The following is a 24,091-nucleotide window of genomic DNA, read 5'->3' on the forward strand; positions in this document are numbered from 1 at the left end:
GCACCTATAGCCCACAAGGCATCGCCCAAAAAGCGAAGGTGACGGATAACGGAACATTCCGGAGCGACTGGCGGGTGAAAAACAAAACTCTCAAAAGGAGCAATACATGACTGCCTTAAACCTGATTCCCGGCCAATTGAGCCTGGCTCAATTGCGTGACATCTATCAGCACCCGGTCACCCTGAGCCTGGACGCCAGCGCGTCGGCGCAGATCGAGGCCAGTGTTGCGTGCGTGGAACAGATCCTCGCCGAGAACCGTACCGCCTACGGCATCAACACCGGTTTTGGCCTGTTGGCCTCGACCCGCATTGCCAGCGAAGACCTGGAGAACCTGCAGCGCTCCCTGGTGCTGTCCCATGCCGCTGGCGTGGGCGAGCCGATCAGCGATGCGCTGGTGCGCTTAGTCATGGTGCTCAAGGTCAACAGCCTGAGCCGGGGTTTTTCCGGCATCCGTCGGCAGGTGATCGATGCGCTGATTGCGCTGATCAATGCCGAGGTCTACCCGCACATCCCGCTCAAGGGTTCGGTCGGTGCGTCCGGTGACTTGGCGCCGCTGGCCCATATGTCCTTGGTGCTGCTGGGCGAAGGCAAGGCCCGCTACAAGGGCGAATGGCTGCCGGCCGTCGACGCCCTGAAAGTGGCGGGCCTCGCGCCGCTGACCCTGGCCGCCAAGGAAGGCCTGGCGCTGCTCAACGGCACCCAGGTCTCCACCGCGTTTGCCCTGCGTGGCCTGTTCGAAGGCGAAGACCTGTTCGCCGGTGCCCTGGCCTTGGGCAGCCTCACGGTGGAAGCGGTGCTCGGTTCGCGTTCGCCATTCGATGCACGCATCCATGCCGCCCGCGGCCAGAAAGGCCAGATCGATGCCGCCGCGGCCTACCGCGATCTGCTGGGCGAGCGCAGCGAAGTCTCCGATTCGCACCAGAACTGCGACAAGGTCCAGGACCCGTACTCCCTGCGCTGCCAGCCGCAAGTGATGGGCGCCTGCCTGACCCAGTTCCGCCAGGCTGCCGAAGTGCTGGTGATCGAGGCCAACGCGGTGTCGGACAACCCGCTGGTGTTCGCCGCCGAGGGTGACGTGATTTCCGGTGGCAACTTCCACGCCGAACCGGTGGCGATGGCCGCCGACAACATGGCCCTGGCGATTGCCGAAATCGGCTCCCTGAGCGAGCGGCGCATTTCGCTGATGATGGACAAGCACATGTCGCAGCTGCCGCCGTTCCTGGTGGCCAATGGCGGGGTGAACTCCGGCTTCATGATTGCCCAAGTGACTGCGGCCGCCCTGGCCAGTGAAAACAAGGCGCTGTCCCATCCCCATTCGGTGGACAGCCTGCCGACCTCGGCCAACCAGGAAGATCACGTCTCCATGGCCCCGGCTGCGGGCAAGCGCTTGTGGGAAATGGCCGAGAACACCCGTGGGATTTTGGCGGTGGAATGGCTGGCGGCGTGCCAGGGGCTGGACCTGCGCGGTGGTTTGAAGACCTCCGCCAAGCTGGAACAGGCCCGGGGTCTGTTGCGTGCAGAAGTGCCGTTCTATGAGAAGGACCGGTTCTTTGCGCCGGACATCAATGCAGCCAGCGAGCTGTTGGCGAGTCGGTGCCTGAACGAATTGGTTACGGCGCAGTTGTTGCCGAGCCTGTAAGGGCCTCATCGCGAGCAGGCACACATGATGTTGATCCGACTCGATACCTGTGGGAGCGGGCTTGCTCGCGAAAGCGCAGGGTCAGCTTGCATCAATGTCGAATGTACCGCCGTCTTCGCGAGCAAGCCCGCTCTCACAGGTTCTGTGCAGTCCTTGTGGGAGCGAGCCTGCTCGCGATTGATTTTGATAATTCGAGGAAACCGGGATGAAAACCCTCTGGCAAAACTGCCACGCCGCCACAATGGCCCAGGGCGTCTACTCGATCATCGAAGACGCCGCCATCGTCACCCAGGGCGAGCACATTCAATGGATCGGCCCGCGCGCCGAGTTGCCAGCAGGCGACTACCCGGCGGTCTACGACCTCAAGGGCGCCTGGGTCACGCCGGGGCTGATCGACTGCCACACCCACACGGTGTTTGGCGGCAACCGCAGCGGTGAGTTCGAACAGCGCCTGCAAGGTGTCAGCTACGCCGAAATCGCCGCGGCCGGCGGTGGCATCGCCAGCACCGTGCGCGCCACCCGCGCCGCCAGTGAAGACGAGCTGTTCGCCAGCGCGGCCAAACGCCTGAAAAGCCTGATGCGTGACGGCGTGACCACGGTGGAAATCAAGTCCGGCTATGGCCTGGACCTGGCCAGCGAACGCAAGATCTTGCGGGTCATTCGCCGCCTCGCTGCCGAACTTCCGGTCAGCGTACGCAGCACCTGCCTGGCGGCCCACGCCTTGCCACCGGAATACAAGGACCGCGCCGATGATTACATCGAGCACATCTGCACCGAGATGCTGCCGGCCCTGGCGGCAGAGGGGCTGGTGGATGCGGTGGACGCCTTTTGCGAATACCTGGCCTTTTCCCCGGCGCAGGTCGAGCGGGTGTTTATCACCGCGCAACAACTGGGGCTGCCGGTGAAGCTGCACGCCGAACAGTTGTCATCGCTGCATGGTTCCAGCCTTGCGGCGCGTTACCAGGCGCTGTCGGCCGATCACCTGGAGTTCATGACCGAGGACGATGCCAAGGCCATGGCCGAATCCGGCACCGTGGCGGTGCTGTTGCCGGGCGCATTTTATTTCCTGCGCGAAACCCAGCTGCCGCCCATGGACGCCCTGCGCAAGCACGGCGTGAAAATCGCCGTGGCCAGCGACCTCAACCCCGGCACTTCGCCGGCGTTGTCGTTGCGCTTGATGTTGAACATGGCCTGCACCTGTTTGCGCATGACCCCGGAAGAAGCCTTGGCGGGGGCGACGATTCATGCGGCCCAGGCCTTGGGCATGGCGCAGACCCACGGTTCGCTGGAAGCCGGCAAGGTCGCGGATTTTGTCGCCTGGCACATCGACCGCCCAGCCGACCTGGCGTACTGGCTCGGTGGCGACCTGGAAAAACGCGTCGTGCGTCACGGCGTGGAAATCGATTGAGGAGAACGGTTGTGGAGAAGGTCCTGAATTTCAAGCAAGGGCGCGTGCCGCTGTTGATCAGCATGCCCCACGCCGGCCTGCGCCTGACCCCGGCGGTACAGGCCGGGTTGATCCCCGAGGCCCAGAGCCTGCCGGACACTGACTGGCACATTCCCAAGCTCTATGAGTTCGCCAATGAGTTGGGCGCCAGCACCCTGGCTGCGGAATACTCGCGGTTCGTCGTCGACCTGAATCGTCCCGCCGATGACAAACCGATGTACGTCGGCGCCACCACCGGTCTGTACCCGGCGACGCTGTTCGATGGCGTGCCGTTGTTTCGCGAAGGACTGGAACCGTCGGCCGAGGAGCGGGCGACGTATCTGCAACAAGTCTGGATGCCGTACCACCAGGCACTGCAGCAGGAACTGGCGCGGCTCAAGGCCGAGTTCGGCTATGCCTTGCTGTTCGATGCCCATTCGATCCGTTCGGTGATCCCGCACCTGTTCGACGGCAAGTTGCCGGATTTCAACCTGGGTACTTTCAACGGCGCCAGTTGCGACCCGACCCTGGCCAGTCAACTCGAAGCCATCTGTGCTCGCCATGGCCAGTTCACCCATGTGCTCAACGGGCGTTTCAAGGGCGGACACATCACCCGGTATTACGGCAACCCGGCCGAGGACATTCACGCGGTGCAACTGGAACTGTGCCAAAGCACCTACATGGAAGAGTTCGAACCGTTCAACTATCGCTCCGATCTGGCGGCGCCGACCCAGGTGGTGCTCAGGGAATTGTTGGAAGGCTTCCTGGCGTGGGGGCAAAAGGCCTACAAACATTAACCTGTGACCAAGCAGTCTTTGTGAAGGACTTCTTGTGAACGGGGGCTTCTGTGGCGAGGGAGCTTGCTCCCGCTTGAGTGCGCAGCGCTCAGAAGATTCTTGGGGCGGCTTCGCCACCCAGCGGGAGCAAGCTCCCTCGCCACAAAAGCATTTCAAGCCGCTCTCCCTGTCGCCACCGTGCAAAACCAAGTCGCCACAGTTCACCTTTACCTCCTCGACGCTGCGTAATGTTCCAGGCACGGTGCACCTAGACGCCGACCTACAACAATCCACTGCCGCACGAGACCCCTCGCGATGAAAAGACTGTCCAAGCGCTGTCTGTCGTTCCTCTGCGGTACCGTTCTACTAAGCTCCGGCGCGATGGCCGCCGAGCCTGCATCCTGCCAGACCGTACGCATGGGCGTGGTCAACTGGACCGACGTGATTGCCACCAGCGGCATGGCCGACGTGTTGCTCTCCGGGCTGGGATACGAAAGCAAGCAGACCAGCGCCGTGCAGCAGATCATCTTCGCCGGCATCCGCGACAAGCGGCTCGACATCTTCCTGGGCTATTGGAAACCGGCGATGGACAAGAACATCGCCCCGTTCCTGGCGGCCAACCAGGTGAAGGTCCTGGATAAACCCAGTCTGGCCGATGCCCAGGCCACCTTGGCCGTCCCGGACTACGTGGCCGCGGCGGGGCTCAAGACCTTTGCCGACATCGCCCGGTTCAAGGATCAGCTCGGAGGCAAGATCTATGGCATCGAGCCGGGCAGTGGCGCCAACACCACCATCAAGACCATGATCGAAACCAATCACTTTGGCCTCAAGGATTTCAAGCTGATCGAATCCGGTGAGGCCGGGATGCTGGCAGCGGTGCAGCGGGCCGTGAATCGCAAGGAGTTCGTGGTGTTCGTTGGCTGGACCCCGCACCCGATGAACATCAACATGAACATCGCCTACCTGACGGGCAGCGAAGACGTCTATGGTCCGAACGAAGGCGCCGCGACCGTGTCCACGGTGACCGCGCCGGACTACGCCCAGCGTTGCCCCAACGTTCAGCGGCTGCTGGAAAATCTCACGTTCACCGCCGCCCAGGAAAGCCAGCTGATGGTGCCGATCATGGAACGCAAGACACCCCAGGACGTCGCTCGGCAATGGCTGCGCGAGCATCCCGAGGATTTGCAGCGCTGGCTCGCCGGCGTGACCAGCTTCGATGGCAAGGATGGCGTAGCGGCGGTTCAGGCCAGCCTCAAGCGCTGACACAACCTTATGGACACTGATACCCCTGTGGCGAGGGAGCTTGCTCCCGCTGGGTTGCGAAGCAGCCCTAAAAAAAAGCGGGCGCTGCGCACCCGAGCGGGAGCAAGCTCCCTCGCCACAGAAGCCACAGAAGCCACAAAAACGGCTGAGCCACATCCTCTTTCGACGCATGGCAATCCAAGATGGCCTACCCACTTTCCCAGGCAATGTCCGCCTTCATCGACAAAACCCTGAGCTTCACCGCCCCGGACGACAGCCTCGACGGTTCGCGCCAGGCCTACAGCCAGATGTGCCGGGCGTTTACCCCGCCGCGTCCGCCAACGCTCGCGGTGGAGGATTTGCAGTTGGCCGGCGTGGCCATCCGGGCCTATCACCCGCGCATTGCGCCGCCGCTCGCCGGCTGGCCGTGCATTCTCTACCTGCACGGTGGCGGTTGGGTGGTGGGGGACCTGGATTCTCATGACTTCATCTGCATGGAACTGGCGGCTGAGCTTGGCGCGTTGGTAGTGGCGGTGGATTACCGGCTGGCCCCGGAGCATCCGTTTCCGGCCGCGTTCGAAGATTGCCTCGCGGTGTGGCACCACTTGGCGGACACCCCGTTTGCCATCGACCCGCGTCGCCGGGCGGTGGCCGGTGACAGTGCCGGCGGCAACCTCGCCGCTGCGTTGTGCTTGGCCTTGCGCGATGCCGGGCAGCCGTTGCCCCGGGCCCAGGTGTTGATCTACCCGGCGCTTGGTGGCCCGGCGGATTTGCCCTCACGTCAAGCGTGCGAAGATGCCCCGCTCTTGAGTGGCCGCGACCTGGAGCGCTATGAGGCGCTGTACCTGTGTGGCGTCCGGCCCACGCCTTATGCCATGCCGCTACTCGCCGACGACCTGGGCGGCCTGCCGCCAGCGCTGGTTGCCGTCGCGCAATGGGACCCGCTGCGCGACGATGGTGTCCGTTACAGCGAGCGGCTGAAAGCCGCAGGGGTGGACTCCGTGCTGTATATCGGCGAAGGGCTGGTCCACGGTTGCCTGCGTGGCCGGGGCCAGGTGCCAGAGGTCGATCAGTTGTATCGCACGCTGCTGGCGTTCCTGGCTGACATGCTTTGACTGCGCAGGGGGCATGCTCATTAAGGTGATTCGGGTTTATGATGCCGGACGGCAGATTAAATAGACGTCCCCACAGGGATGACTCGACCCCTTACGGAGCGCGCAATGCAGACTTTGTACCCGCAGATCAAACCCCATGCCCGGCACGATCTGGCTGTCGATGACACCCACACGCTCTATGTCGATGAAAGCGGTTCCCCGGAAGGTCTGCCAGTGGTTTTCATTCACGGTGGCCCGGGTGCTGGCTGCGATGCGCAGAGCCGGCGCTACTTCGATCCGAACCTTTACCGTATCGTCACCTTCGACCAGCGCGGTTGCGGTCGCTCCACTCCCCACGCCAGCCTGGAAAACAACACCACCTGGGATCTGGTCGAAGACCTGGAGCGCATCCGCAAGCACCTGGGCATCGAAAAATGGGTGCTGTTCGGCGGTTCCTGGGGCTCGACCCTGGCCCTGGCCTACGCCCAGACCCATCCGGAGCGGGTGCATGGCCTGATCCTGCGTGGGATCTTTCTCTGCCGTCCGCAGGAAATCGAGTGGTTCTATCAGGCTGGCGCCAGTCGCCTGTTCCCCGACTATTGGCAAGACTACATTGCGCCGATTCCGCTGGATGAGCGCGACGACTTGCTCAGCGCTTTCCACAAACGCCTGACCGGTAACGACCAGATTGCCCAGATGCATGCGGCCAAGGCCTGGTCCACCTGGGAAGGTCGTACCGCGACCCTGCGTCCTAACCCGCTGGTGGTCGATCGTTTCTCCGAGCCGCAGCGGGCGCTGTCGATTGCCCGGATCGAATGCCACTACTTCACCAACAACGCGTTCCTCGAACCCAACCAGTTGATTCGCGACATGGGCAAGATCGCCCATTTGCCGGGCGTCATCGTGCACGGCCGCTACGACGTCATCTGCCCGTTGGACAACGCCTGGGAGCTGCATCAGAACTGGCCCAACAGCGAACTGCAGGTGATCCGCGACGCCGGTCACGCCGCTTCGGAACCGGGAATTACCGACGCGCTGGTGCGCGCCGCTGCGCAAATGGCCCGGCGCCTGCTCGACCTGCCGCCCGAGGAAGCATGAAGGGGCTGCTGCAACGTGTGCGCTGCGCACGGGTCGAAGTAGCCGGTGAGATCGTCGGGGCCGTAGACCAAGGCTTGCTGGTGCTGGTGGCCGTCGAGCCCGGGGATACCCGGGCCAGCGCCGACAAACTTCTGCATAAGCTGCTTAACTATCGCGTGTTCAGCGACGCCGAGGGCAAGATGAACCTGTCCCTGGTGGATGTCGGTGGTGGGCTGCTGCTGGTGTCGCAGTTCACCTTGGCGGCGGATACCAAAAGCGGCCTGCGTCCAAGTTTTTCCACGGCCGCGCCTCCGGCCTTGGGCGAAGAGTTGTTCAACTATTTGCTGGCCCAGGCGAAACAGGTGCATGGCACAGTGGCATCAGGTAGATTCGGCGCCGACATGCAGGTGCATCTGGTCAATGATGGCCCGGTAACCTTCCTGTTACAGTCCTGAAAGCGTTTGAAACATCTTTTCCGTTCTGTTTCGAGGCTAAACAGGGAGTTTTCTCGATAAATACTTTGCTACCCCTGATGCGTTGTCACGCGGGCTACTAGATAATCGCGCGCTACGGGGGATCAGCGTTCGCTGGTCCATTTGACTTAGGTAGAGACTTGTCCTGAACCGTTTGGGGAATCATTTTGCCCCGTCGGAGTCGGAACAATGCTCGCCAACTTGGCAAGAGTGGTCCGCAGGAACGGTTTTTCAGCGCCGTTACCGTGTAGATACTTTATCTGGCCGTTGGTTTTTTGATCAGTTTTCGGCGAGGGTTGCTCGTGATTGTTAGTCCCTGTAATGCACCAAAAATGACTGCCAAACGGTTTAGAAGCGCCTTGGTAGCGGGCTCGGCCCTGCTGTGCCTGTTCGGCGCGGGCCAACTGTGGGCATTCAGCCTGGATGATGTATCGGCGAAGGCACAAGAACTGGCCGGGCAGAAATTCGAAGCCCCGCGCAGCAATTTGCCGAACGAATTCCGCGAAATGAAGTTCGCCGATTATCAGAAAATCCGTTTCCGCACCGAAAAAGCGGAATGGGCCGACCAGAAGACCCCGTTCCGGCTGTCCTTCTATCACCAGGGCATGCATTTCGACACGCCGGTGAAAATCAACGAAATCACCGCGACCACCGTCGACGAGATCAAGTACGACCCGACACGGTTCGATTTCGGCGACGTGAAGTTCGATCCCAAGGCCACCGAACAGTTGGGCTACGCGGGTTTTCGCGTGTTGTACCCGATCAACAAGGCCGACAAGCAAGACGAAATCATGACCATGCTGGGCGCGAGTTATTTCCGCGTCATCGGCAAGGGCCAGGTCTACGGCTTGTCCGCGCGTGGCATGGCCATCGACACCGCGTTGCCATCCGGTGAAGAGTTCCCACGCTTTCGCGAGTTCTGGATCCAGCGTCCGAAACCAACCGACAAGCACCTGGTGATCTTCGCCCTGCTGGATTCGCCACGGGCCACTGGCGCTTATCGCCTGACCGTGCGTCCGGGCACCGACACCGTTGTCGACGTGAAATCCCGGGTGTTCCTGCGCGATCGCGTCAACAAACTGGGCATCGCCCCGTTGACCAGCATGTTCCTGTTCGGCGCCAACCAGCCGTCCAAGGTGCTCAACTACCGTCGTGAACTCCACGACTCCAGCGGCCTGTCCATCCATGCCGGCAACGGCGAGTGGATCTGGCGTCCGCTGAACAACCCGAAACACTTGGCCGTGAGCAACTTCTCGGTAGAAAACCCGCGTGGTTTCGGCCTGCTGCAACGGGGTCGTGACTTCAGCCACTATGAAGACCTGGATGACCGTTACGAAAAACGCCCAAGCGCCTGGATCGAACCGAAAGGCGATTGGGGCAAGGGCACCGTCGATCTGGTCGAGATCCCGACCGCCGACGAAACCAACGACAACATCGTTGCGTTCTGGAGCCCGGAAAAACTGCCTGAGCCAGGCCAGCCACTGGACTTCGCCTACCGTCTGCACTGGACCCTCGACGAAGCCAACCTGCACTCGCCAGACAGTGCCTGGGTCAAGCAGACCCTGCGCTCCACCGGTGATGTGAAGCAGTCCAACCTGATCCGTCAGCCGGACGGCAGCGTGGCCTACCTGGTGGATTTCGAAGGGCCGTCCCTGCAAGCGTTGCCTGAAGACGCCGAAGTGCGTAGCCAGGTGAGCGTTGGCGACAACGGCGAGATCGTCGAGAACAGCGTGCGCTACAACCCTGAAACCAAGGGCTGGCGCCTGACGCTGCGCCTGAAGATCAAGGACCCGAAACAGGCCACCGAGATGCGTGCGGCACTGGTTCGTCCGCTGACGCCTGTCGAAGCCCCGGCCGCCTCGCATTCCGCGACCACGACCCTGGCCAAGGCTGACAAGATCGCCCGCCAGCAGACTGAAAAAGAGCTCGCGAAAGAAAAAGCGCAAGACGAAGCCAAGGCTGTCCAGGCGGACACCGCCGCGGTCGAACCGACCCCAACCCAGCAGGAACCGGAACCGACTGAGCAAGTCCTGACCGAGACCTGGAGCTATCAGTTGCCAGCCGATGAGTAATACTCCAGTACAGCCAGAGACGCTCAGTGAGTACCTGGCCCACTTGCCCATGACCGACGAGCAGCGCGCCGAACTGGCGGGCTGCAAGTCCTTCAGCGAATTGCACGAACGCCTGTCGTCGCCGACGTTCGACGCGCCCACCGAGGCTGTGCAAGCCTCGGTGGGCCGCCGGCTGACCCTGAGCACCGCCGAAGAGCTTGAAGAAGCGGAAATGCTGGGGCTCGACGCCAGTGGCCGGGTGTGCCTGAAAGCGACGCCGCCGATCCGTCGGACCAAGGTCGTGCCGGAGCCGTGGCGCACCAATATCCTGGTGCGCGCCTGGCGGCGCCTGACCGGTCGCACCAACCCGCCGAAGCCGCCCAAGGATGAGCGCGTGCTGCCCCATGCACGCTGGCGTACCGTGGGTTCGATCCGCCGCTACATTCTGTTGATCCTGATGCTCGGCCAGACCATCGTCGCCGGTTGGTACATGAAGGGCATCATGCCGTACCAGGGCTGGTCGTTCGTCGACCTGGAAGAAGTCCTGCACCAACCGCTGTTGCAGACGGCCACGCAAGTGCTGCCGTATGCGTTGCAGACCAGCATCCTGATTCTGTTCGGGATCCTGTTCTGCTGGGTGTCGGCGGGTTTCTGGACAGCGTTGATGGGCTTTCTCGAATTGCTCACCGGCCACGACAAATACCGCATCTCCGGCGCCAGCGCCGGCAACGAGCCGATTCCCAAGGATGCCCGCACCGCGCTGGTGATGCCGATCTGCAACGAAGACGTGCCGCGGGTATTCGCCGGTTTGCGCGCCACCTTCGAGTCGGTGGCCGCCACCGGTGACCTGGATCGCTTCGATTTCTTCGTGCTCAGCGACAGTAACGAAACCGATATCTGCGTAGCCGAACAGCAAGCCTGGCTGGACGTCTGCCGTGAAGCCGGGGGCTTCGGCAAGATCTTCTACCGTCGTCGTCGCCGTCGCGTGAAACGCAAGAGCGGCAACCTCGACGACTTCTGCCGTCGTTGGGGCAGCGACTACAAGTATATGGTCGTGCTCGATGCGGACTCGGTGATGAGCGGCGAATGCCTGACCAGCCTGGTGCGCCTGATGGAAGCCACGCCGGACGCCGGCATCATCCAGACCGCGCCGCGGGCTTCGGGCATGGACACGCTGTATGCGCGCATGCAGCAGTTCGCCACGCGAGTGTACGGTCCGCTGTTCACCGCCGGTCTGCACTTCTGGCAGTTGGGTGAATCCCATTACTGGGGTCACAACGCGATCATCCGGATGAAGCCGTTCATCGATCACTGCGCCTTGGCGCCGTTGCCGGGTAAAGGCGCGTTCTCGGGCGCGATCCTGTCCCACGACTTTGTCGAAGCCGCGCTGATGCGCCGTGCCGGCTGGGGCGTGTGGATTGCCTATGACCTGCCGGGCAGCTACGAAGAGCTGCCACCGAACCTGCTGGACGAACTCAAGCGTGACCGTCGCTGGTGCCACGGCAACCTGATGAACTTCCGGCTGTTCCTGGTCAAGGGCATGCACCCGGTGCACCGTGCGGTGTTCCTGACCGGCGTGATGTCTTATCTGTCGGCGCCGCTGTGGTTCTTCTTCCTGGTGCTGTCCACCGCGCTGCTGGCGGTGAACACGCTGATGGAGCCGCAGTACTTCCTTGAGCCACGCCAGCTGTATCCGCTGTGGCCGCAATGGCATCCGGAAAAGGCCATCGCCCTGTTCTCGACCACCATCGTGTTGCTGTTCCTGCCCAAGCTGCTGAGCATCGTGCTGATCTGGGCCAAGGGCGCGAAGGAATTCGGTGGCAAGTTCAAGGTGACCATGTCGATGCTGCTGGAGATGCTGTTCTCCATGCTGCTGGCGCCGGTTCGCATGATCTTCCACACCCGTTTCGTGCTCGCCGCTTTCCTGGGCTGGGCCGCGACCTGGAACTCGCCGAAACGTGACGACGACTCAACGCCCTGGAGCGAAGCGGTCAAGCGTCACGGTCCGCAAACCTTGCTGGGCTTCTTCTGGGCCTTGCTGGTGATCTGGCTGAACCCAAGCTTCCTCTGGTGGCTGGTGCCGATCGTTGGGTCGCTGATCCTGTCGATCCCGGTGTCGGTGATCTCCAGTCGCGTGGGCCTGGGCTTGAAATCTCGTGATGAGAGCTTGTTCCTGATTCCCGAGGAATACGCACCGCCCCAGGAACTGCTGTCGACGGACCAGTACACCCATGAAAACCGTTGGCACGCGCTGAACGACGGTTTCATCCGGGCGGTGGTCGATCCACAGCAGAACGCCTTGGCGTATGCGCTGGCCACCTCGCGTCACGGCCAGGCCGAGCCGATTGAATGGCTGCGGGTCGAACGCGTTCGTCACGCCCTGAAGGTCGGCCCTGCCGGTCTCAATAACGCTGAGCGGCTGGCCTTGCTGAGCGACCCGGTGGCCTTGTCCCGCTTGCATGAGCAGGTCTGGAGCGAGGCGCATCCCGAGTGGCTGGCGGCGTGGCGTGAGTCGGTGAAGGCTGATCCCCATGCACCGTTGCTGCCGCTACAGCCGGTGAGCGTACAGCCTCAAGTGGCCTGATACACAAAAAGCCTCGCTTCTGGAAAGAAGCGGGGCTTTTTGTTGGCCTAAGGATTTGTACCAAGGACTTCCGAAGTTCGAGCGACTAGCGTTATTAAACAACCGGCGTGACATTGACGTCTGGACTGAGGAAATCAATGTGAAAGCCGCTGGAGCCATCTCCGATAGCTAAATGGACACCGCTGATACCCTCATTCATTTGAGAGTTCACCTTGTAATCTATGAAGGCTGTTATTTCTTCGTTGACGCCGATGGCGAATTCGGTCAAGCCGAGCCCTCGAACCCCGGCAGCCGATTTCAATGTTTCGATATGTTCCTCGTTGTCGACTTGTAAAGACGTGACTTTGTTTTCCACGACTGTCAGCCATCCTCCCGCCTTGGCTATCGACTCTGATAACAGCTTAAGCCTGGCTCGAATGTCCTCAGGTAGTTGTGGGTTGGCTTTTCTTAATACCGTTAAGATCCCAGAAATCTTAAGTTTGCCGTTCAAGCAAAACGGACAGCGTTCATGGGTATTCATGTGGGCATAGTGGACTTCGAAAAACTCGGCCGCTGAGTGTATGAAACTCTCTGAGATGTCTTCCTCTATCAACGCATAGGGTTCTGCTTGGCGGTTGAGTGTGACTTTTCCAGAGGTGTCTTCGCCTGAGAGGAGAAAAGAGTCATAGGAGTTAAGCATGTTTAAAAAGAAGCGCTGTCTTTCTAATGCTCTTCTGAAATCGCTGTTGAGAAGTAAGTGCAAACTGTAGTTCGCGCTACTGAAAGACGGGTCGAAAACCTGTGCTGCGCAGAAAACGCTCTTCTTGACTGGGGTGGCCTTGGCTATCTCCAACGTGAGCTTGGCCGCGTTGTTGCTGAACGAGAAAATTATGCTATTTCGAGGAAGAGCACTAAGCTCGTGGATGTGTGCTGTGTTTAATCCTTGATGACTGCATTCATCAAGGAATTCCTGTGAGTCTGCAACGACCCAGAATTCTTCCTCTCCAAAAAGTGTGTGGATACGGGGCATGGATGACATGGGTTGCTCCTGAATAGGCGGACGGCATGTACATGCCGCCCGCTGGTTAGCGGAAGTCAGTCCTCCGTGTAGGCCCAAGCCAATGGAGCCCATCCAAAGTTTTCCGGCCCCGAGGTCAAGCGACTCAGTTTCTCTGATGTATCTATTTTCTGTTCCATATTCACCCTCCTTTTTTGTTGGGAATCCCTTTGTCGAACAAGGGAGGCTCTATTAATTCAAGTCTTTCTGGAATTTGGAATAGGTTTGCCTGAGTGTTTTTAGAATGAATTGTGCTGTTTTTGATTTGCTGGCTGTGAAGAAGTTATTTGTGTAGGAAGTGTCTGTAGCGGATTTCTGAAATTTAAGGAAATGGCAGTCTGACGTTGTTTGGGTGGTCTAGTGTTGATAGGTTTTATTACTGTTCGTTTGAGATTTGGAATTAAGGGGGTCGGAAATGGCAGGTACAAAAAAATATTTGTCTGATGCAGCTCTCCAGCAGGCATTGACCGTAACAGACTTGACGGAAACACATACACCCGTCCACGCGGTTCGGCTGATGGTTAATGAGATTGTCGAGGGATTGGTCCGTAGCGGCTGGCCTCGGGCATGTATTCAGACTGGCCCGCGTATCGTGTCCGCTGAAGAAAACTATGGGCTACTAGGCTATGACCCGGCAGAGATCACCTTGGGCAGCGAACACACTCGCTGGGTGAGCGAGCATTCGCTATTGCGCACACAAACCACTAGCCAGATTCCCGCCGCCCTTCAACGGGCTGCTCAAGAGCGCAAGACGGGGGAGATGATCCTGCTCGCCGCTCCGGGCATTACCTTTCGCCGCGACAGTCGGGATAGATGGCATTGCGCCGAACCGCATCAAATGGATATTTGGGTTCTGGGCGATCCGGAACTTTCGGATCGCGACCATCTGTTGCGTCTGGTCGGCGATATTCTCGGCGCTGCGGTACCTGAGAAGCCTTGGGTCTACAGCGACAGCCCGCATCACTACACCGAGGGCGGAATCGAAGTGAATGTATTGAACGACGGTGCCAATGTTGAAGTACTCGAATGTGGCCTCATCGCCACTTCATTGCTGCGGCGATTGGAAATTGATCCTCGGCGCCATGGTGGACTGGCGTTGGGAATGGGCCTGGATCGGCTGACGATGCTACGCAAGGGCATTCCAGATATCCGTTTGTTGCGTGACTCTAACGAGCGGGTGCAGGCCCAAATGCTGGATCTGCGGCCATGGAACGCCGTTTCGCGATTGCCTTCGATTTCTCGGGATATTTCGGTGGCGGTGTCTCCTGGATTGAGTGAGGAGGTGCTGACTGAGAGGATGCTGCAGGCGGCCGGGGACTGTTCTGGCTGGATCGAGGAAATGCAGATCAAAGGACGTTGGGTCTCGTCTGAATTGCCCCCCCAGGCTATTGAGCGGCTCGGCCTTCTGGCCGATCAGGAGAATGTTCTACTGCGCGTCGTACTGCGTGATTGTTCTCGGTCAATCACGACTGCGGAGGCCAATGCTTTGTATGAAAGGATTCAGTCGGCGTTGCACGAGGGCGCTCCGGGAGCAGGGTACCGAATGGACTTGACGGTACGTTGATGCACTCGCCAATTGTTCTGGTTGCGTCTCCCAGATAAATCAAAATAGCCCCGCTTCTGGAAGAGTGCGGGGCTACTTATTGTGGCGATGTCGGTCAGTGCTGCGGGTTGATGCTATCCAACATCTGGTTTTCCAATAACCTGCTTAGTTCGATCAGTTGCTGAATGTCGAAGGCAACGTGGCGCCGCGAGCCTTTGAGATCGAACGCGAGGTCGCTGACCATGGCATCGGCTGAGGCCAGGTTTTCGCTGAGGTTGGCCAGCAGGCTTTCGGTGTCGATGCCGTCGACGACGGTGAAAAGCTGGCCTGGCGAGGATTTGCTCTCGGATTTGGCCTGTTTGGGGTTCAGGTAGTAATCGAGCGCGCGATCAGAGGCTTCCTGGAGTTTCTTGGGGTCGGTTTCTGGCTCTGGGGGATTGGGTGTGGCTTTGTACATGTTGACGCTCCTAGGGTAATGGAGCCGCCAGATACCGCTGCTAAACGAGAATGGTGGCGACTGTACGCGGGTTAGCAGACCGGGACCCTAGAACCCGGCAGACCCGAAGGTCTCCCACGCACAACCGCCATGACATAGATGCGCAGGTGCTGAAGCCTGCTCACGCATGTGGAGAGCGTACGTCTAGGATTGTCCAGGCTGCTAAACCCGATCGCTGAACTGACAGCGACCCGCAAACGTTAAAGCCCGGGCCCAAGGCGTACAAGCCGGCGGATTCTGGCGTAGTTGTAGGCAATGGCGCAAGGCTCCGTAGCCTTGGGATGACGGACTGTGGGAGTGGGGGATTTTTGTGTGTATATCCGTTATTTAGGTAACGGATATTCACACAACCCTAACACCACACCAGGTCAAACCCGAAACCGCCCCACCAACGTCTGCAAATGAACCCCCAACCGCGCCAGCTCAGCACTGGAAGCCGCAGTCTCCTCACTGGACGCCGCCGTCTGCTCCGACACATCACGCACATTCAGCACACTACGATTAATCTCCTCAGCCACCGCACTCTGCTGCTCGGCCGCTGCGGCAATTTGCTGATTCATCGACTGGATCGCCGAAACCGTCCGAGTGATGTTCTCCAACGAACTCCCCGCACGACGGGTCAGTTCGACGCTGCTGTCGGTCAGGCTACGGCTGTTGTCCATGATGGTCGCGACCTGTTCGGTACCGGTCTGCAGGCCCACGATCAGTTCTTCAATCTCTTCGGTGGATTTCTGGGTGCGCTGGGCCAGGCTACGGACCTCGTCGGCCACCACGGCGAAGCCCCGACCGGCTTCGCCGGCACGGGCTGCCTCGATGGCCGCGTTGAGGGCTAGCAGGTTGGTCTGCTGGGCCACGGACTTGATCACGTCCAGGACGCTGCCGATCTTGTCGCTCTCACGCTTCAAATCGCCCATGGCGGCGGTGGAGTTGCCTACTTCCTTGGCCAGGCGCTCGATCTGGGCGATGGCTTCGCCAACGACCTTGTCGCCTTCACGGGCTTGCTGGTCGGCGGCGACGGCGGCTTCGGAAGCTTCCTCGGCGTTGCGCGCCACTTCCTGCACCGTGGCGGTCATTTCGTGCATGGCGGTGGCGACCTGATCGGTTTCCACTTTTTGGCTGTTGACCCCGGCGCTGGTCTGTTCGGTCACGCTTGAGAGTTGTTCAGCGGCGCTGGCGATCTGGGTAACCCCTTCACCAATGCCACCGATCAATTGCCGTAGGCCGACGGTCATGCTTTGCATGGCACGTTGCAGTTGGCCGAGTTCGTCGCGGCGGTCGGAGGTAAGGTTGTGGGTCAGGTCGCCAGCGGCGACGCGCTCTGCCACCTTCAGGGTCTGATCCAGCGGGCCGACGATCTGTCGGGTAATGAGCAGGGCGGCGATCACGCCAAACAGCAGCGCCAGTGCGGCGGCTGCGATCAGGACGCTCTTGGCCTGGGCGGTGTCGTGGTCGCGCACGGCGGTCTGGGACACGGTGAGCTTCTGGCTGGAATCGATCAGTACCTGGCCCTGCTGACTCATGCTCTGCAATGCGGCGCCGTTATCAAGTTGGGAATCGCGGAACTGGCTGACCGCCGCTCGATAGATGTTCATCGAGTCGCTGGCCTGTTGGAGCTTGTCGGCGTGCTCTTCGGGCAACTGCGCCGGCAAGCGTGCCAAGAGTTTCAAGACATCGGTGATTGCATCGATGGCCGGTTGTTGGGCCTCGCTTTTACCGCTGTAGGTGTAGCCGCGAACCTGATAGCGCGCCTGTTGGATGGCCTTGCTCAAGGTCACGATGCTGTTGAACTGGGTGATGTCGCCACCTTGCAGCAGCGCTTTTTCCACTTCGGCGACGCGGGCCACGGTGTTATCGGCGCTGGCGCCCAGCTTGCTGCGGGCATCTTCGCGGCTGACGGTGGCGCTGGTCATTTGGGCGAAGGCGCTTTTGTATTCGGCGACGGCGGCCAGTTGCTGGTCGATCAATGCAGCATCGGCTGGCTGTTCGATCAACTCGCGAGCGGTTTTCAGGCCGGCTTCGAGTTTGCCAAGCAGGTCGTTGACCTGTTGTGGCCCTTTCTCGCCCCGCGTGGTGTTGTAGTCGATGCTGGCCAGGTTCAAGTCCTTGCTCAAGTCATTGAGACTGGCAATGAACCCCAGCTTGTCGCCCCGGCTGATGACATTGCCCAGGCCGGACCAGCCGGTGAACGCAATCATCAAGGTGAGGAGCAGCACCAGGCCGAAGCCTGCGCCGAGTTTGCGGTTAACGCTTACATTTCCCAGACCCTGGGCAAGCCACCCGAACATGCTGATACTCCCTTGGAGCGCTGATTTGGTTTTATGGGGACTGTATCGGCGGCTTGGGTGGGATCTGTAGGCGTTTGTCGATATTTCGTGGCGAGGGAGCTTGCGCCCGCTTGGTCGCGGAGCGGCCACCTCAGCTTCAGGATTTGCGACTGCTTCGCAGCCGAGCGGGAGCAAGCTCCCTCGCCACAGGGAAACAGTCGGGCCGTTAGAACAACCGGGCTAGCAGCGCCGTAACGGCAGTCTCGACCCGCAGGATCCGCTCTCCCAGCTGCACCGGTTGCAAGCCAGCCTTGCCCAGCAGCTCGATCTCGTAGGGGATCCAGCCGCCTTCGGGGCCAATTGCCAGGGTGACGGGTTCCGTCAGGGCCCGGGGGCAGGGCGGGTGGTTGCCTGGGTGGCCGACCAGCCCGAGGGTCCCGTCCACAAGGGCCGGCAGGCGGTCTTCAACGAAGGGCTTGAAGCGCTTTTCAATGACGATTTCAGGCAGCACGCTGTCCCGAGCCTGCTCCAGGCCCAGGATCAATTGCTCACGAATCGCCTCGGGCTCCAGGAACGGCGTCTGCCAAAAGCTCTTTTCCACGCGATAGCTGTTGACCAGCACCACCCGCGGCACGCCCATGGTGGCGACGGTCTGGAACACTCGCCGGAGCATTTTCGGACGCGGCAGGGCGAGCACCAGGGTCAGCGGCAACTTGGCCGGTGGCGCCTGGTCGAGGATCACTTGCAGTTCGGCTTCCCGAGCTTCCAGGCGCAGCACCTGGGCTGTGCCCATCAACCCGCCAATGCGCCCGACACGCAGGTTGTCGCCGACCGCGCTGCGGTGGACTTCCTGCATGTGGGTCAACCGCCGATCGCTCAGGATGACGCGGTCAGGCCCGATGAAATCGGCCTCTTCGAGCAGCAGCAGGTTCACGCTTGGGTCGCTGGCGGCTGATCGTTGTGGTCATCGACCGGTTGGTCCTCGGGGTCTTCCTGCCGACGTTTGCGCACCAGGCCACCGAACAGGATGCCGATCTCGAACAGTAGCCACATCGGCACGGCCAACAGGGTCTGGGAGAAGATATCCGGCGGGGTCAGGATCATGCCGACTACGAAGCAGCCGATGATCACGTAGGGGCGGATCTTCTTCAGGTAGGCGACGTCGACCACGCCGATCCACACCAGCAGCACCACCGCCACCGGGATTTCGAACGCCACACCGAAGGCGAAGAACAGCGTCATGACGAAATCCAGGTAGCTGCTGATGTCCGTCATCATCTCCACGCCCGCCGGGGTGGCGGCGGCGAAGAACTTGAAGATCAGTGGGAACACCAGGTAATAGGCGAAGGCCATGCCGGTGTAGAAGAGCAGGATGCTGGACACCAGCAGCGGCACGGCGATGCGTTTTTCATGCTTGTACAGGCCCGGTGCGATGAAGCCCCAGATCTGGTGCAGGATCACCGGGATCGCCAGGAACAGCGAGACCATCATCGTCAGCTTCAGTGGCGTCAGGAACGGCGACGACACGTCGGTGGCGATCATCGTCGCCCCTACCGGCAAGTACTGGCGCAGCGGCGTGGAGACGAAGGTGTAGATCTGCTGGGTGAAGGAAAACAGCCCGGCGAAGATGATGAAAACCGCCGCGACGCAACGCAGCAGGCGGGTGCGCAACTCGGTGAGGTGCGATACCAGCGGCATCGGCTGGTCGTTTTCAGGGATATCGCTCATGGGGCTCGCGGCGGCAAAGTAGGGTCGTTAGGCGCAGGCGCAGCGGTGGAGGCGGTGTCCGCTACCGTCGGTGTCGCTGGCGCCGGTTCTGCCACCGGCACGCCGCTTTCTGGCGTTTGGGAAGCCATCGTCGGCTCGACCACGGGCTGGACCGGCGTCGGTTCCTGTTGGGTCGGCGTGAAGATTTTCCGCGCTTCCTGCTCCAGGGACAGAATATGTTCGTTGTGCAGTTGCCGACGGATATCGTCGGCACCGATTTCACGTTCAACTTCCTGTTTGATCGCATTGAAGCTGCGCTTCAGGCGCCCGATCCACAGACCGGCAGTGCGCGCAGCACCCGGCAGGCGCTCGGGGCCCAATACCAACAGGGCGACGAGGCCGACGAGCAGCAGTTCAGTGAAGCTGATCCCAAACATTAGTCAGTGCTCACGAGTCTTTGCGGATGGGCTCTTCGACTTTCTGGGCCTGCACATCGATGGTATTCGGTGCATTCACAGGCTGAGTGGCCTGCGGGTGTACCGGTTGGGCCGGTTGTCCGGGCTGGGCTTGGGTGGTCGTCGGATCGGCCGGTTTTTCATCATCATTCATGGCTTTGCGAAAGCCCTTGATCGACTCGCCGACATCGGTGCCGAGGTTTTTCAGTTTCTTGGTACCGAACACCAGCACCACGACGACCAGGATGACGACCCAGTGTTTCCAGTCAAAGATACCCATGTGGCTACTCCTCTCAAAAATTGATCAGGCGGACGGGCGCGAGGCTTTCTCGACGTGCCCGGACAGACCGAAACGACGGTCCAATTCATCCAGTACGGCCTGCGGATGCTGCCCCAGTTGGGCCAGCATGACCAGGCTGTGGAACCACAGGTCGGCGGTCTCGTAGATCACGTCGCTGCAGTCGCCGCTGACAGCGGCGTCCTTGGCGGCGAGGATGGTCTCAATCGACTCTTCGCCGACTTTCTCCAGAATCTTGTTCAAGCCCTTGTGGTACAGGCTGGCGACATAGGAACTGTCGGCGGCGGCGCCCTTGCGCTCTTCCAGCACCTGGGCCAGGCGGGTCAGGGTGTCACTCATGGGTATGTCCTGAATAAATGGCATGCGGGTCCTTGAGCACCGGGTCGACGGTTTTCCAGTCGCCGTTCTCGAAGACGCGATAAAAGCAGCTTTGACGGCCGGTGTGGCAGGCAATTTCGCCGACCTGCTCGACCATCAGGATGATCACGTCGCCGTCGCAGTCCAGGCGCATCTCGTGCAGGTGCTGCACGTGGCCGGACTCTTCACCCTTGCGCCACAGCTTGCCACGGGAACGTGACCAATAGATGGCGCGGTTCTCGGCAGCGGTCAGGGCCAGTGCTTCGCGGTTCATCCAGGCCATCATCAATACGCGCCCGGTCTTGTGGTCCTGGGCGATGGCCGGCACCAGGCCGTCAGCGTCCCACTTGATCTCGTCCTGCCAGTTTTTCATCGTTGGTCCTGACGGCAGCGGCAAGCTTTAAGCTTCAAGCTGCAAGTAAAAGCGATTCTGTGTTGGGTTGAGCGATGGGTTCAACCGTTTTAGCTTGAGGCTTGCAGCTTATCGCTTGCAACTGATCCGTGCTATCGACGAACGACCAGATACAGACCGACCACCACCATGATACCGGCCGGCCAGTGGCCCAGTTGGCTCAGCGGCCCGCCGGTCGCCAGCACCGCGCCGCCCCCCAGGTGAGCCGCGCCAAGCAGGCGCAACAGCCAGTCGTCCTTGCGTCGATGCCACGGGGGCGCCGGGTCGTGGGCGTGGGGCTGGGACATGCGTTCGAGCAGGTCGCGGGTCATATTGGCCAGGTGCGGGATCTGCTCGAATTGGCTCTGCACGTTGCCCAGCAAGGTTCGCGGGCTGACGCGCTCGCGCATCCAGCGTTCGAGGAACGGTTGGGCGGTGTTCCACAGGTCGAGGTCCGGGTACAGCTGACGGCCCAGACCCTCGATGTTCAGCAGGGTTTTCTGCAACAGCACCAACTGCGGCTGGACCTCCATGTTGAAGCGACGCGCAGTCTGGAACAGGCGCATCAGCACCTGGCCGAAGGAAATATCTTTTAACGGTTTTTCGAAGATCGGTTCGCACACGGTACGGATCGCCGCTTCGAATTCGTTGAGCTTGGTCTCGGCGGGCACCCAGCCTGAATCGATGTGCAGTTGGGCGACGCGACGGTAGTCACGCTTGAAGAAGGCGAACAGGTTACGTGCCAGGTAGTCCTGGTCCTCAGGGGTCAGGCTGCCGACGATGCCGCAGTCGATGGCAATGTATTGCGGGCTCCATGGCTGTACGGTGCTGACGAAGATGTTGCCCGGGTGCATGTCGGCGTGGAAGAAACTGTCGCGAAACACCTGGGTGAAGAAAATTTCCACGCCGCGCTCGGCCAGCAATTTCATGTCAGTGCGCTGGTCGGCCAAGGTCGCCAGGTCAGTCACCTGGATGCCGTAGATGCGCTCCATCACCAATACTTTCGGCCGGCACCAGTCCCAATAGACTTGCGGCACATAGAGCAGCGGCGAGCCTTCGAAGTTGCGACGCAACTGGCTGGCGTTGGCGGCCTCGCGCAGCAGGTCGAGTTCGTCGTAGATGGTTTTTTCGTAATCCTGGACCACGTCCACCGGGTGCAGCAGGCGGGCATCGGCCGACAACCGCTCGGCGGCGCGAGCGAGAATGAACAGCCACGCCAGGTCCTGGGCGATGATCGGCTTGAGGCCTGGGCGAATGACCTTGACCACCACTTCTTCGCCGCTCTTGAGTTGCGCGGCGTGAACCTGGGCCACGGAAGCCGAGGCCAGGGGCTCGACATCGAAACGGCTGAAGACTTCGCTGATCTTCTTGCCCAACTGTTCCTCGATCAGCGCCACCGACAGCTTGGAATCGAACGGCGGCACGCGGTCTTGCAGCAACATCAGCTCGTCGGCGATGTCTTCGGGCAACAGGTCGCGACGGGTCGAGAGGATCTGCCCGAACTTGATGAAGATCGGTCCCAGGTCCTGCAGAGCCAGGCGCAGGCGCGCGCCGCGACTCAGGTCCAGGGTTCGCCGGGGAAACCAGCGCCACGGCAGCACGAAGCGCAGCGCCAGGAGGAACCAGGGCAGCGGCAAGGCGAACAGCAGGTCATCGAGGCGGTAGCGGATCACGACGCGCTGGATGCGCAACAAACGGCGGACGGCAAGCAGCTTCATGCGTTATCGCTTGGTTTCAAGGGATCGGGAAAGGCGCTCGAAACGCGCCTCGAGTCGTTCCAGGTCAAGCTTGACCTGGTCCAGTTCATCAAAACGGGCCTGGGCCTCGCGTTGGCCTACGAGGGTACGCGATTCTTCGGCCAGGTATTCACTCAGATTCTGTCCTAGGCTGGCGAAACCCTGGCGATACCAGCGGCGGCGGCTGTTCAAATGGCCGCTGAACAGCTGGGTCGCCACCGGGCCGATCCAGCGGGACACTTCGTATTCCCAGTCCAGCTCCAGATCCTGGAGAATCGCAGCCAGTTCCAGCAGTACGCCGCTGTCGCCGTCGAGCTCGACGTCGGGGCTGTGCAGCGCCGCGCTCTTGTCCTTGCCCAGGGCCAGGCTCAGCAGGCTCGCCGCCGGGGCGCGCAGCGTGCAGTCCACTTCGGCTTCCCAGTGGGCGGCGAGCATCAGGCCTTCGTCGCTGGGCAGGATGAACAACCGCAACGCCGGGCTACGACAGTCGACGGCGATCACTTTGCCGCTCAAGTGCGCCAGGCGCGGGAGCGCCGTGCTGTCCAGGCGCAGCACCCGGTTGAGGCCGAGTTCGACGCTGGCGAGCAGGCCGGTGAGCAACATCAGGGCTTGATACCGCGATGCAGGGCGACGATGCCTGCGGTCATGTTGTGGTAGGTCACGCGGTCGAAACCGGCCTCGACCATCATCGACTTCAGGGTTTCCTGGTTCGGGTGCATGCGGATCGATTCGGCCAGGTAGCGGTAGCTTTCCGAGTCATTGGTAATCAGCTTGCCCATCAACGGCATGAAGGCGAACGAGTAGGCGTCATAGGCCTTGGACATCAGCGCGTTGGTTGGCTTGGAGAACTCCAGCACCAGCAGGCGACCGCCGGGCTTGAGCACGCGCAGCATCGAACGCAGGGCGTCTTCCTTGTGGGTGACGTTGCGCAGGCCGAAAGCGATGGTCACGCAGTCGAAATGGTTGTCGGGGAACGGCAGCTTCTCGGCGTCGGCCTGGACGAATTCAACATTGCCGGCCACACCCAGGTCCAGCAGGCGGTCGCGACCGACCTTGAGCATGGATTCGTTGATGTCGGCCAGGACCACTTGGCCGGTCGGCCCGACGATGTGGGAGAACTTCTTCGTCAGGTCGCCCGTGCCGCCGGCGATGTCCAGCACGCGGTTACCGCTGCGCACGCCCGACAGCTCGATCGCGAAACGCTTCCAGAGCCGGTGCATGCCGCCCGAGAGCAGGTCGTTCATCAAGTCGTACTTGGCGGCTACGGAGTGAAAAACCTCGGCGACTTTTTCCGCCTTCTGGCTTTCCGGCACGTTCTTGAAGCCGAAGTGAGTGGTGGGTTCGGCATCGCTGCCTTTGCGCTGATCAGTCATATCGCGGTCACCAAAAAAGAATGCGGGACATTCTAATCCCGGTGGAGGGCTTTGTCTTGGCAAGGCTGAAGGT

Annotated in this window: 21 protein-coding genes and 1 pseudogene; 10 read left to right on the forward strand and 12 right to left on the reverse strand. The window is 60.9% G+C overall.

Annotated features, from left to right (window positions below):
* The first annotated feature begins 106 nt into the window (after positions 1–106).
* From hutH to mdoH, 9 genes are all read left to right on the forward strand, one after another.
* On the forward strand, positions 107–1,639 hold the full coding sequence (gene hutH, locus HU715_RS22470; RefSeq protein ID WP_186706117.1) for a histidine ammonia-lyase: 1,533 nt from the start codon (positions 107–109) through the stop codon (positions 1,637–1,639).
* Positions 1,640–1,844: 205 nt separating this feature from the next.
* Positions 1,845–3,047 carry an imidazolonepropionase gene (hutI, locus tag HU715_RS22475; protein ID WP_186706116.1) on the forward strand — a complete coding sequence of 401 codons (1,203 nt, stop codon included), beginning with the start codon at positions 1,845–1,847 and terminating at the stop codon, positions 3,045–3,047.
* Between the two features lie 11 nt (positions 3,048–3,058).
* Complete coding sequence (hutG, locus tag HU715_RS22480) at positions 3,059–3,862, forward strand: N-formylglutamate deformylase (RefSeq protein WP_186706115.1); 804 nt, start codon at positions 3,059–3,061, stop codon at positions 3,860–3,862.
* 294 nt (positions 3,863–4,156) lie between these two features.
* A complete protein-coding gene (locus HU715_RS22485; protein WP_186706114.1) occupies positions 4,157–5,104 on the forward strand; it encodes a choline ABC transporter substrate-binding protein in 948 nt (315 codons plus the stop codon).
* A gap of 182 nt (positions 5,105–5,286) precedes the next feature.
* Positions 5,287–6,198: an alpha/beta hydrolase gene (locus HU715_RS22490; RefSeq protein ID WP_186706113.1), complete on the forward strand. Its 912-nt coding sequence runs from the start codon at positions 5,287–5,289 to the stop codon at positions 6,196–6,198.
* Between the two features lie 105 nt (positions 6,199–6,303).
* Complete coding sequence (gene pip / locus HU715_RS22495; protein WP_003196909.1) at positions 6,304–7,275, forward strand: prolyl aminopeptidase; 972 nt, start codon at positions 6,304–6,306, stop codon at positions 7,273–7,275.
* Positions 7,272–7,709, forward strand: coding sequence for a D-aminoacyl-tRNA deacylase (dtd, locus tag HU715_RS22500; protein ID WP_186706112.1), 438 nt, complete (start codon positions 7,272–7,274; stop codon positions 7,707–7,709). The genes pip and dtd overlap by 4 nt, the downstream gene beginning before the upstream one ends.
* Before the next feature lie 350 nt (positions 7,710–8,059).
* A complete protein-coding gene (locus tag HU715_RS22505; RefSeq protein ID WP_189656173.1) occupies positions 8,060–9,799 on the forward strand; it encodes a glucan biosynthesis protein G in 1,740 nt (579 codons plus the stop codon).
* The gene (gene mdoH, locus HU715_RS22510; RefSeq protein ID WP_186706110.1) at positions 9,792–12,362 is read left to right on the forward strand and encodes a glucans biosynthesis glucosyltransferase MdoH; all 2,571 of its coding nucleotides are present in this window, start codon (positions 9,792–9,794) and stop codon (positions 12,360–12,362) included. The genes HU715_RS22505 and mdoH overlap by 8 nt, the downstream gene beginning before the upstream one ends.
* 94 nt (positions 12,363–12,456) lie before the next feature.
* Here the strand turns inward: mdoH and HU715_RS22515 are convergent, their stop codons facing one another.
* Positions 12,457–13,380, reverse strand: a complete 924-nt coding sequence (locus HU715_RS22515; protein WP_186706109.1) for a CgnE/CgnB domain-containing protein — start codon at positions 13,378–13,380, stop codon at positions 12,457–12,459.
* A 433-nt stretch (positions 13,381–13,813) separates the two neighbouring features.
* Between HU715_RS22515 and srmL the strand changes: the two genes are divergently transcribed.
* The gene (srmL, locus tag HU715_RS22520) at positions 13,814–14,962 is read left to right on the forward strand and encodes a PheS-related mystery ligase SrmL (RefSeq protein WP_186706108.1); all 1,149 of its coding nucleotides are present in this window, start codon (positions 13,814–13,816) and stop codon (positions 14,960–14,962) included.
* Positions 14,963–15,056: 94 nt separating this feature from the next.
* Here srmL and HU715_RS22525 read toward each other — a convergent pair whose 3' ends face one another.
* The 11 genes and pseudogenes from HU715_RS22525 to ubiE form a co-directional block, all read right to left on the reverse strand.
* A complete protein-coding gene (locus tag HU715_RS22525) occupies positions 15,057–15,398 on the reverse strand; it encodes a DUF6124 family protein (protein WP_186706107.1) in 342 nt (113 codons plus the stop codon).
* A 407-nt stretch (positions 15,399–15,805) separates the two neighbouring features.
* The gene (locus HU715_RS22530) at positions 15,806–17,722 is read right to left on the reverse strand and encodes a methyl-accepting chemotaxis protein (RefSeq protein ID WP_186706106.1); all 1,917 of its coding nucleotides are present in this window, start codon (positions 17,720–17,722) and stop codon (positions 15,806–15,808) included.
* Between the two features lie 205 nt (positions 17,723–17,927).
* A complete protein-coding gene (locus HU715_RS22535; protein ID WP_186706105.1) occupies positions 17,928–18,635 on the reverse strand; it encodes a 16S rRNA (uracil(1498)-N(3))-methyltransferase in 708 nt (235 codons plus the stop codon).
* Positions 18,632–19,429, reverse strand: a complete 798-nt coding sequence (tatC, locus tag HU715_RS22540) for a twin-arginine translocase subunit TatC (RefSeq protein ID WP_186706104.1) — start codon at positions 19,427–19,429, stop codon at positions 18,632–18,634. The genes HU715_RS22535 and tatC overlap by 4 nt, the downstream gene beginning before the upstream one ends.
* The gene (gene tatB / locus HU715_RS22545) at positions 19,426–19,845 is read right to left on the reverse strand and encodes a Sec-independent protein translocase protein TatB (RefSeq protein WP_186706103.1); all 420 of its coding nucleotides are present in this window, start codon (positions 19,843–19,845) and stop codon (positions 19,426–19,428) included. Before tatB ends, tatC begins: the two co-directional genes overlap by 4 nt.
* 10 nt (positions 19,846–19,855) lie before the next feature.
* Complete coding sequence (locus HU715_RS22550; protein ID WP_186706102.1) at positions 19,856–20,143, reverse strand: twin-arginine translocase TatA/TatE family subunit; 288 nt, start codon at positions 20,141–20,143, stop codon at positions 19,856–19,858.
* Between the two features lie 24 nt (positions 20,144–20,167).
* Positions 20,168–20,500, reverse strand: coding sequence for a phosphoribosyl-ATP diphosphatase (locus HU715_RS22555; RefSeq protein ID WP_186706101.1), 333 nt, complete (start codon positions 20,498–20,500; stop codon positions 20,168–20,170).
* A complete protein-coding gene (gene hisI / locus HU715_RS22560) occupies positions 20,493–20,891 on the reverse strand; it encodes a phosphoribosyl-AMP cyclohydrolase (RefSeq protein WP_003196931.1) in 399 nt (132 codons plus the stop codon). Before hisI ends, HU715_RS22555 begins: the two co-directional genes overlap by 8 nt.
* Before the next feature lie 131 nt (positions 20,892–21,022).
* Positions 21,023–22,627, reverse strand: a complete 1,605-nt coding sequence (gene ubiB, locus HU715_RS22565) for a ubiquinone biosynthesis regulatory protein kinase UbiB (protein WP_186706100.1) — start codon at positions 22,625–22,627, stop codon at positions 21,023–21,025.
* Positions 22,624–23,248, reverse strand: a pseudogene (locus HU715_RS22570) (ubiquinone biosynthesis accessory factor UbiJ). Before HU715_RS22570 ends, ubiB begins: the two are co-directional and overlap by 4 nt.
* Positions 23,248–24,018 (reverse strand): bifunctional demethylmenaquinone methyltransferase/2-methoxy-6-polyprenyl-1,4-benzoquinol methylase UbiE, encoded by a 771-nt coding sequence (gene ubiE / locus HU715_RS22575; RefSeq protein ID WP_003196937.1) that lies wholly within the window; start codon positions 24,016–24,018, stop codon positions 23,248–23,250. Before ubiE ends, HU715_RS22570 begins: the two are co-directional and overlap by 1 nt.
* Positions 24,019–24,091: the final 73 nt, after the last annotated feature.

Origin of the sequence: Pseudomonas zanjanensis, from assembly GCF_014268745.2 — a bacterium.
GTDB lineage: Bacteria > Pseudomonadota > Gammaproteobacteria > Pseudomonadales > Pseudomonadaceae > Aquipseudomonas > Aquipseudomonas zanjanensis.

Coding starts and splice junctions, on each gene's coding strand:
- HU715_RS22515 (WP_186706109.1), bottom strand. CDS start 13,380: ATGTCATCCATGCCCCGTATCCACACACTTTTTGGAGAGGAAGAATTC.
- dtd (WP_186706112.1), top strand. CDS start 7,272: ATGAAGGGGCTGCTGCAACGTGTGCGCTGCGCACGGGTCGAAGTAGCC.
- ubiE (WP_003196937.1), bottom strand. CDS start 24,018: ATGACTGATCAGCGCAAAGGCAGCGATGCCGAACCCACCACTCACTTC.
- ubiB (WP_186706100.1), bottom strand. CDS start 22,627: ATGAAGCTGCTTGCCGTCCGCCGTTTGTTGCGCATCCAGCGCGTCGTG.
- pip (WP_003196909.1), top strand. CDS start 6,304: ATGCAGACTTTGTACCCGCAGATCAAACCCCATGCCCGGCACGATCTG.
- HU715_RS22530 (WP_186706106.1), bottom strand. CDS start 17,722: ATGTTCGGGTGGCTTGCCCAGGGTCTGGGAAATGTAAGCGTTAACCGC.
- hutH (WP_186706117.1), top strand. CDS start 107: ATGACTGCCTTAAACCTGATTCCCGGCCAATTGAGCCTGGCTCAATTG.
- tatB (WP_186706103.1), bottom strand. CDS start 19,845: ATGTTTGGGATCAGCTTCACTGAACTGCTGCTCGTCGGCCTCGTCGCC.
- HU715_RS22505 (WP_189656173.1), top strand. CDS start 8,060: ATGACTGCCAAACGGTTTAGAAGCGCCTTGGTAGCGGGCTCGGCCCTG.
- HU715_RS22555 (WP_186706101.1), bottom strand. CDS start 20,500: ATGAGTGACACCCTGACCCGCCTGGCCCAGGTGCTGGAAGAGCGCAAG.
- tatC (WP_186706104.1), bottom strand. CDS start 19,429: ATGAGCGATATCCCTGAAAACGACCAGCCGATGCCGCTGGTATCGCAC.
- srmL (WP_186706108.1), top strand. CDS start 13,814: ATGGCAGGTACAAAAAAATATTTGTCTGATGCAGCTCTCCAGCAGGCA.
- mdoH (WP_186706110.1), top strand. CDS start 9,792: ATGAGTAATACTCCAGTACAGCCAGAGACGCTCAGTGAGTACCTGGCC.
- hutI (WP_186706116.1), top strand. CDS start 1,845: ATGAAAACCCTCTGGCAAAACTGCCACGCCGCCACAATGGCCCAGGGC.
- HU715_RS22490 (WP_186706113.1), top strand. CDS start 5,287: ATGGCCTACCCACTTTCCCAGGCAATGTCCGCCTTCATCGACAAAACC.
- HU715_RS22550 (WP_186706102.1), bottom strand. CDS start 20,143: ATGGGTATCTTTGACTGGAAACACTGGGTCGTCATCCTGGTCGTCGTG.
- hisI (WP_003196931.1), bottom strand. CDS start 20,891: ATGAAAAACTGGCAGGACGAGATCAAGTGGGACGCTGACGGCCTGGTG.
- HU715_RS22525 (WP_186706107.1), bottom strand. CDS start 15,398: ATGTACAAAGCCACACCCAATCCCCCAGAGCCAGAAACCGACCCCAAG.
- HU715_RS22485 (WP_186706114.1), top strand. CDS start 4,157: ATGAAAAGACTGTCCAAGCGCTGTCTGTCGTTCCTCTGCGGTACCGTT.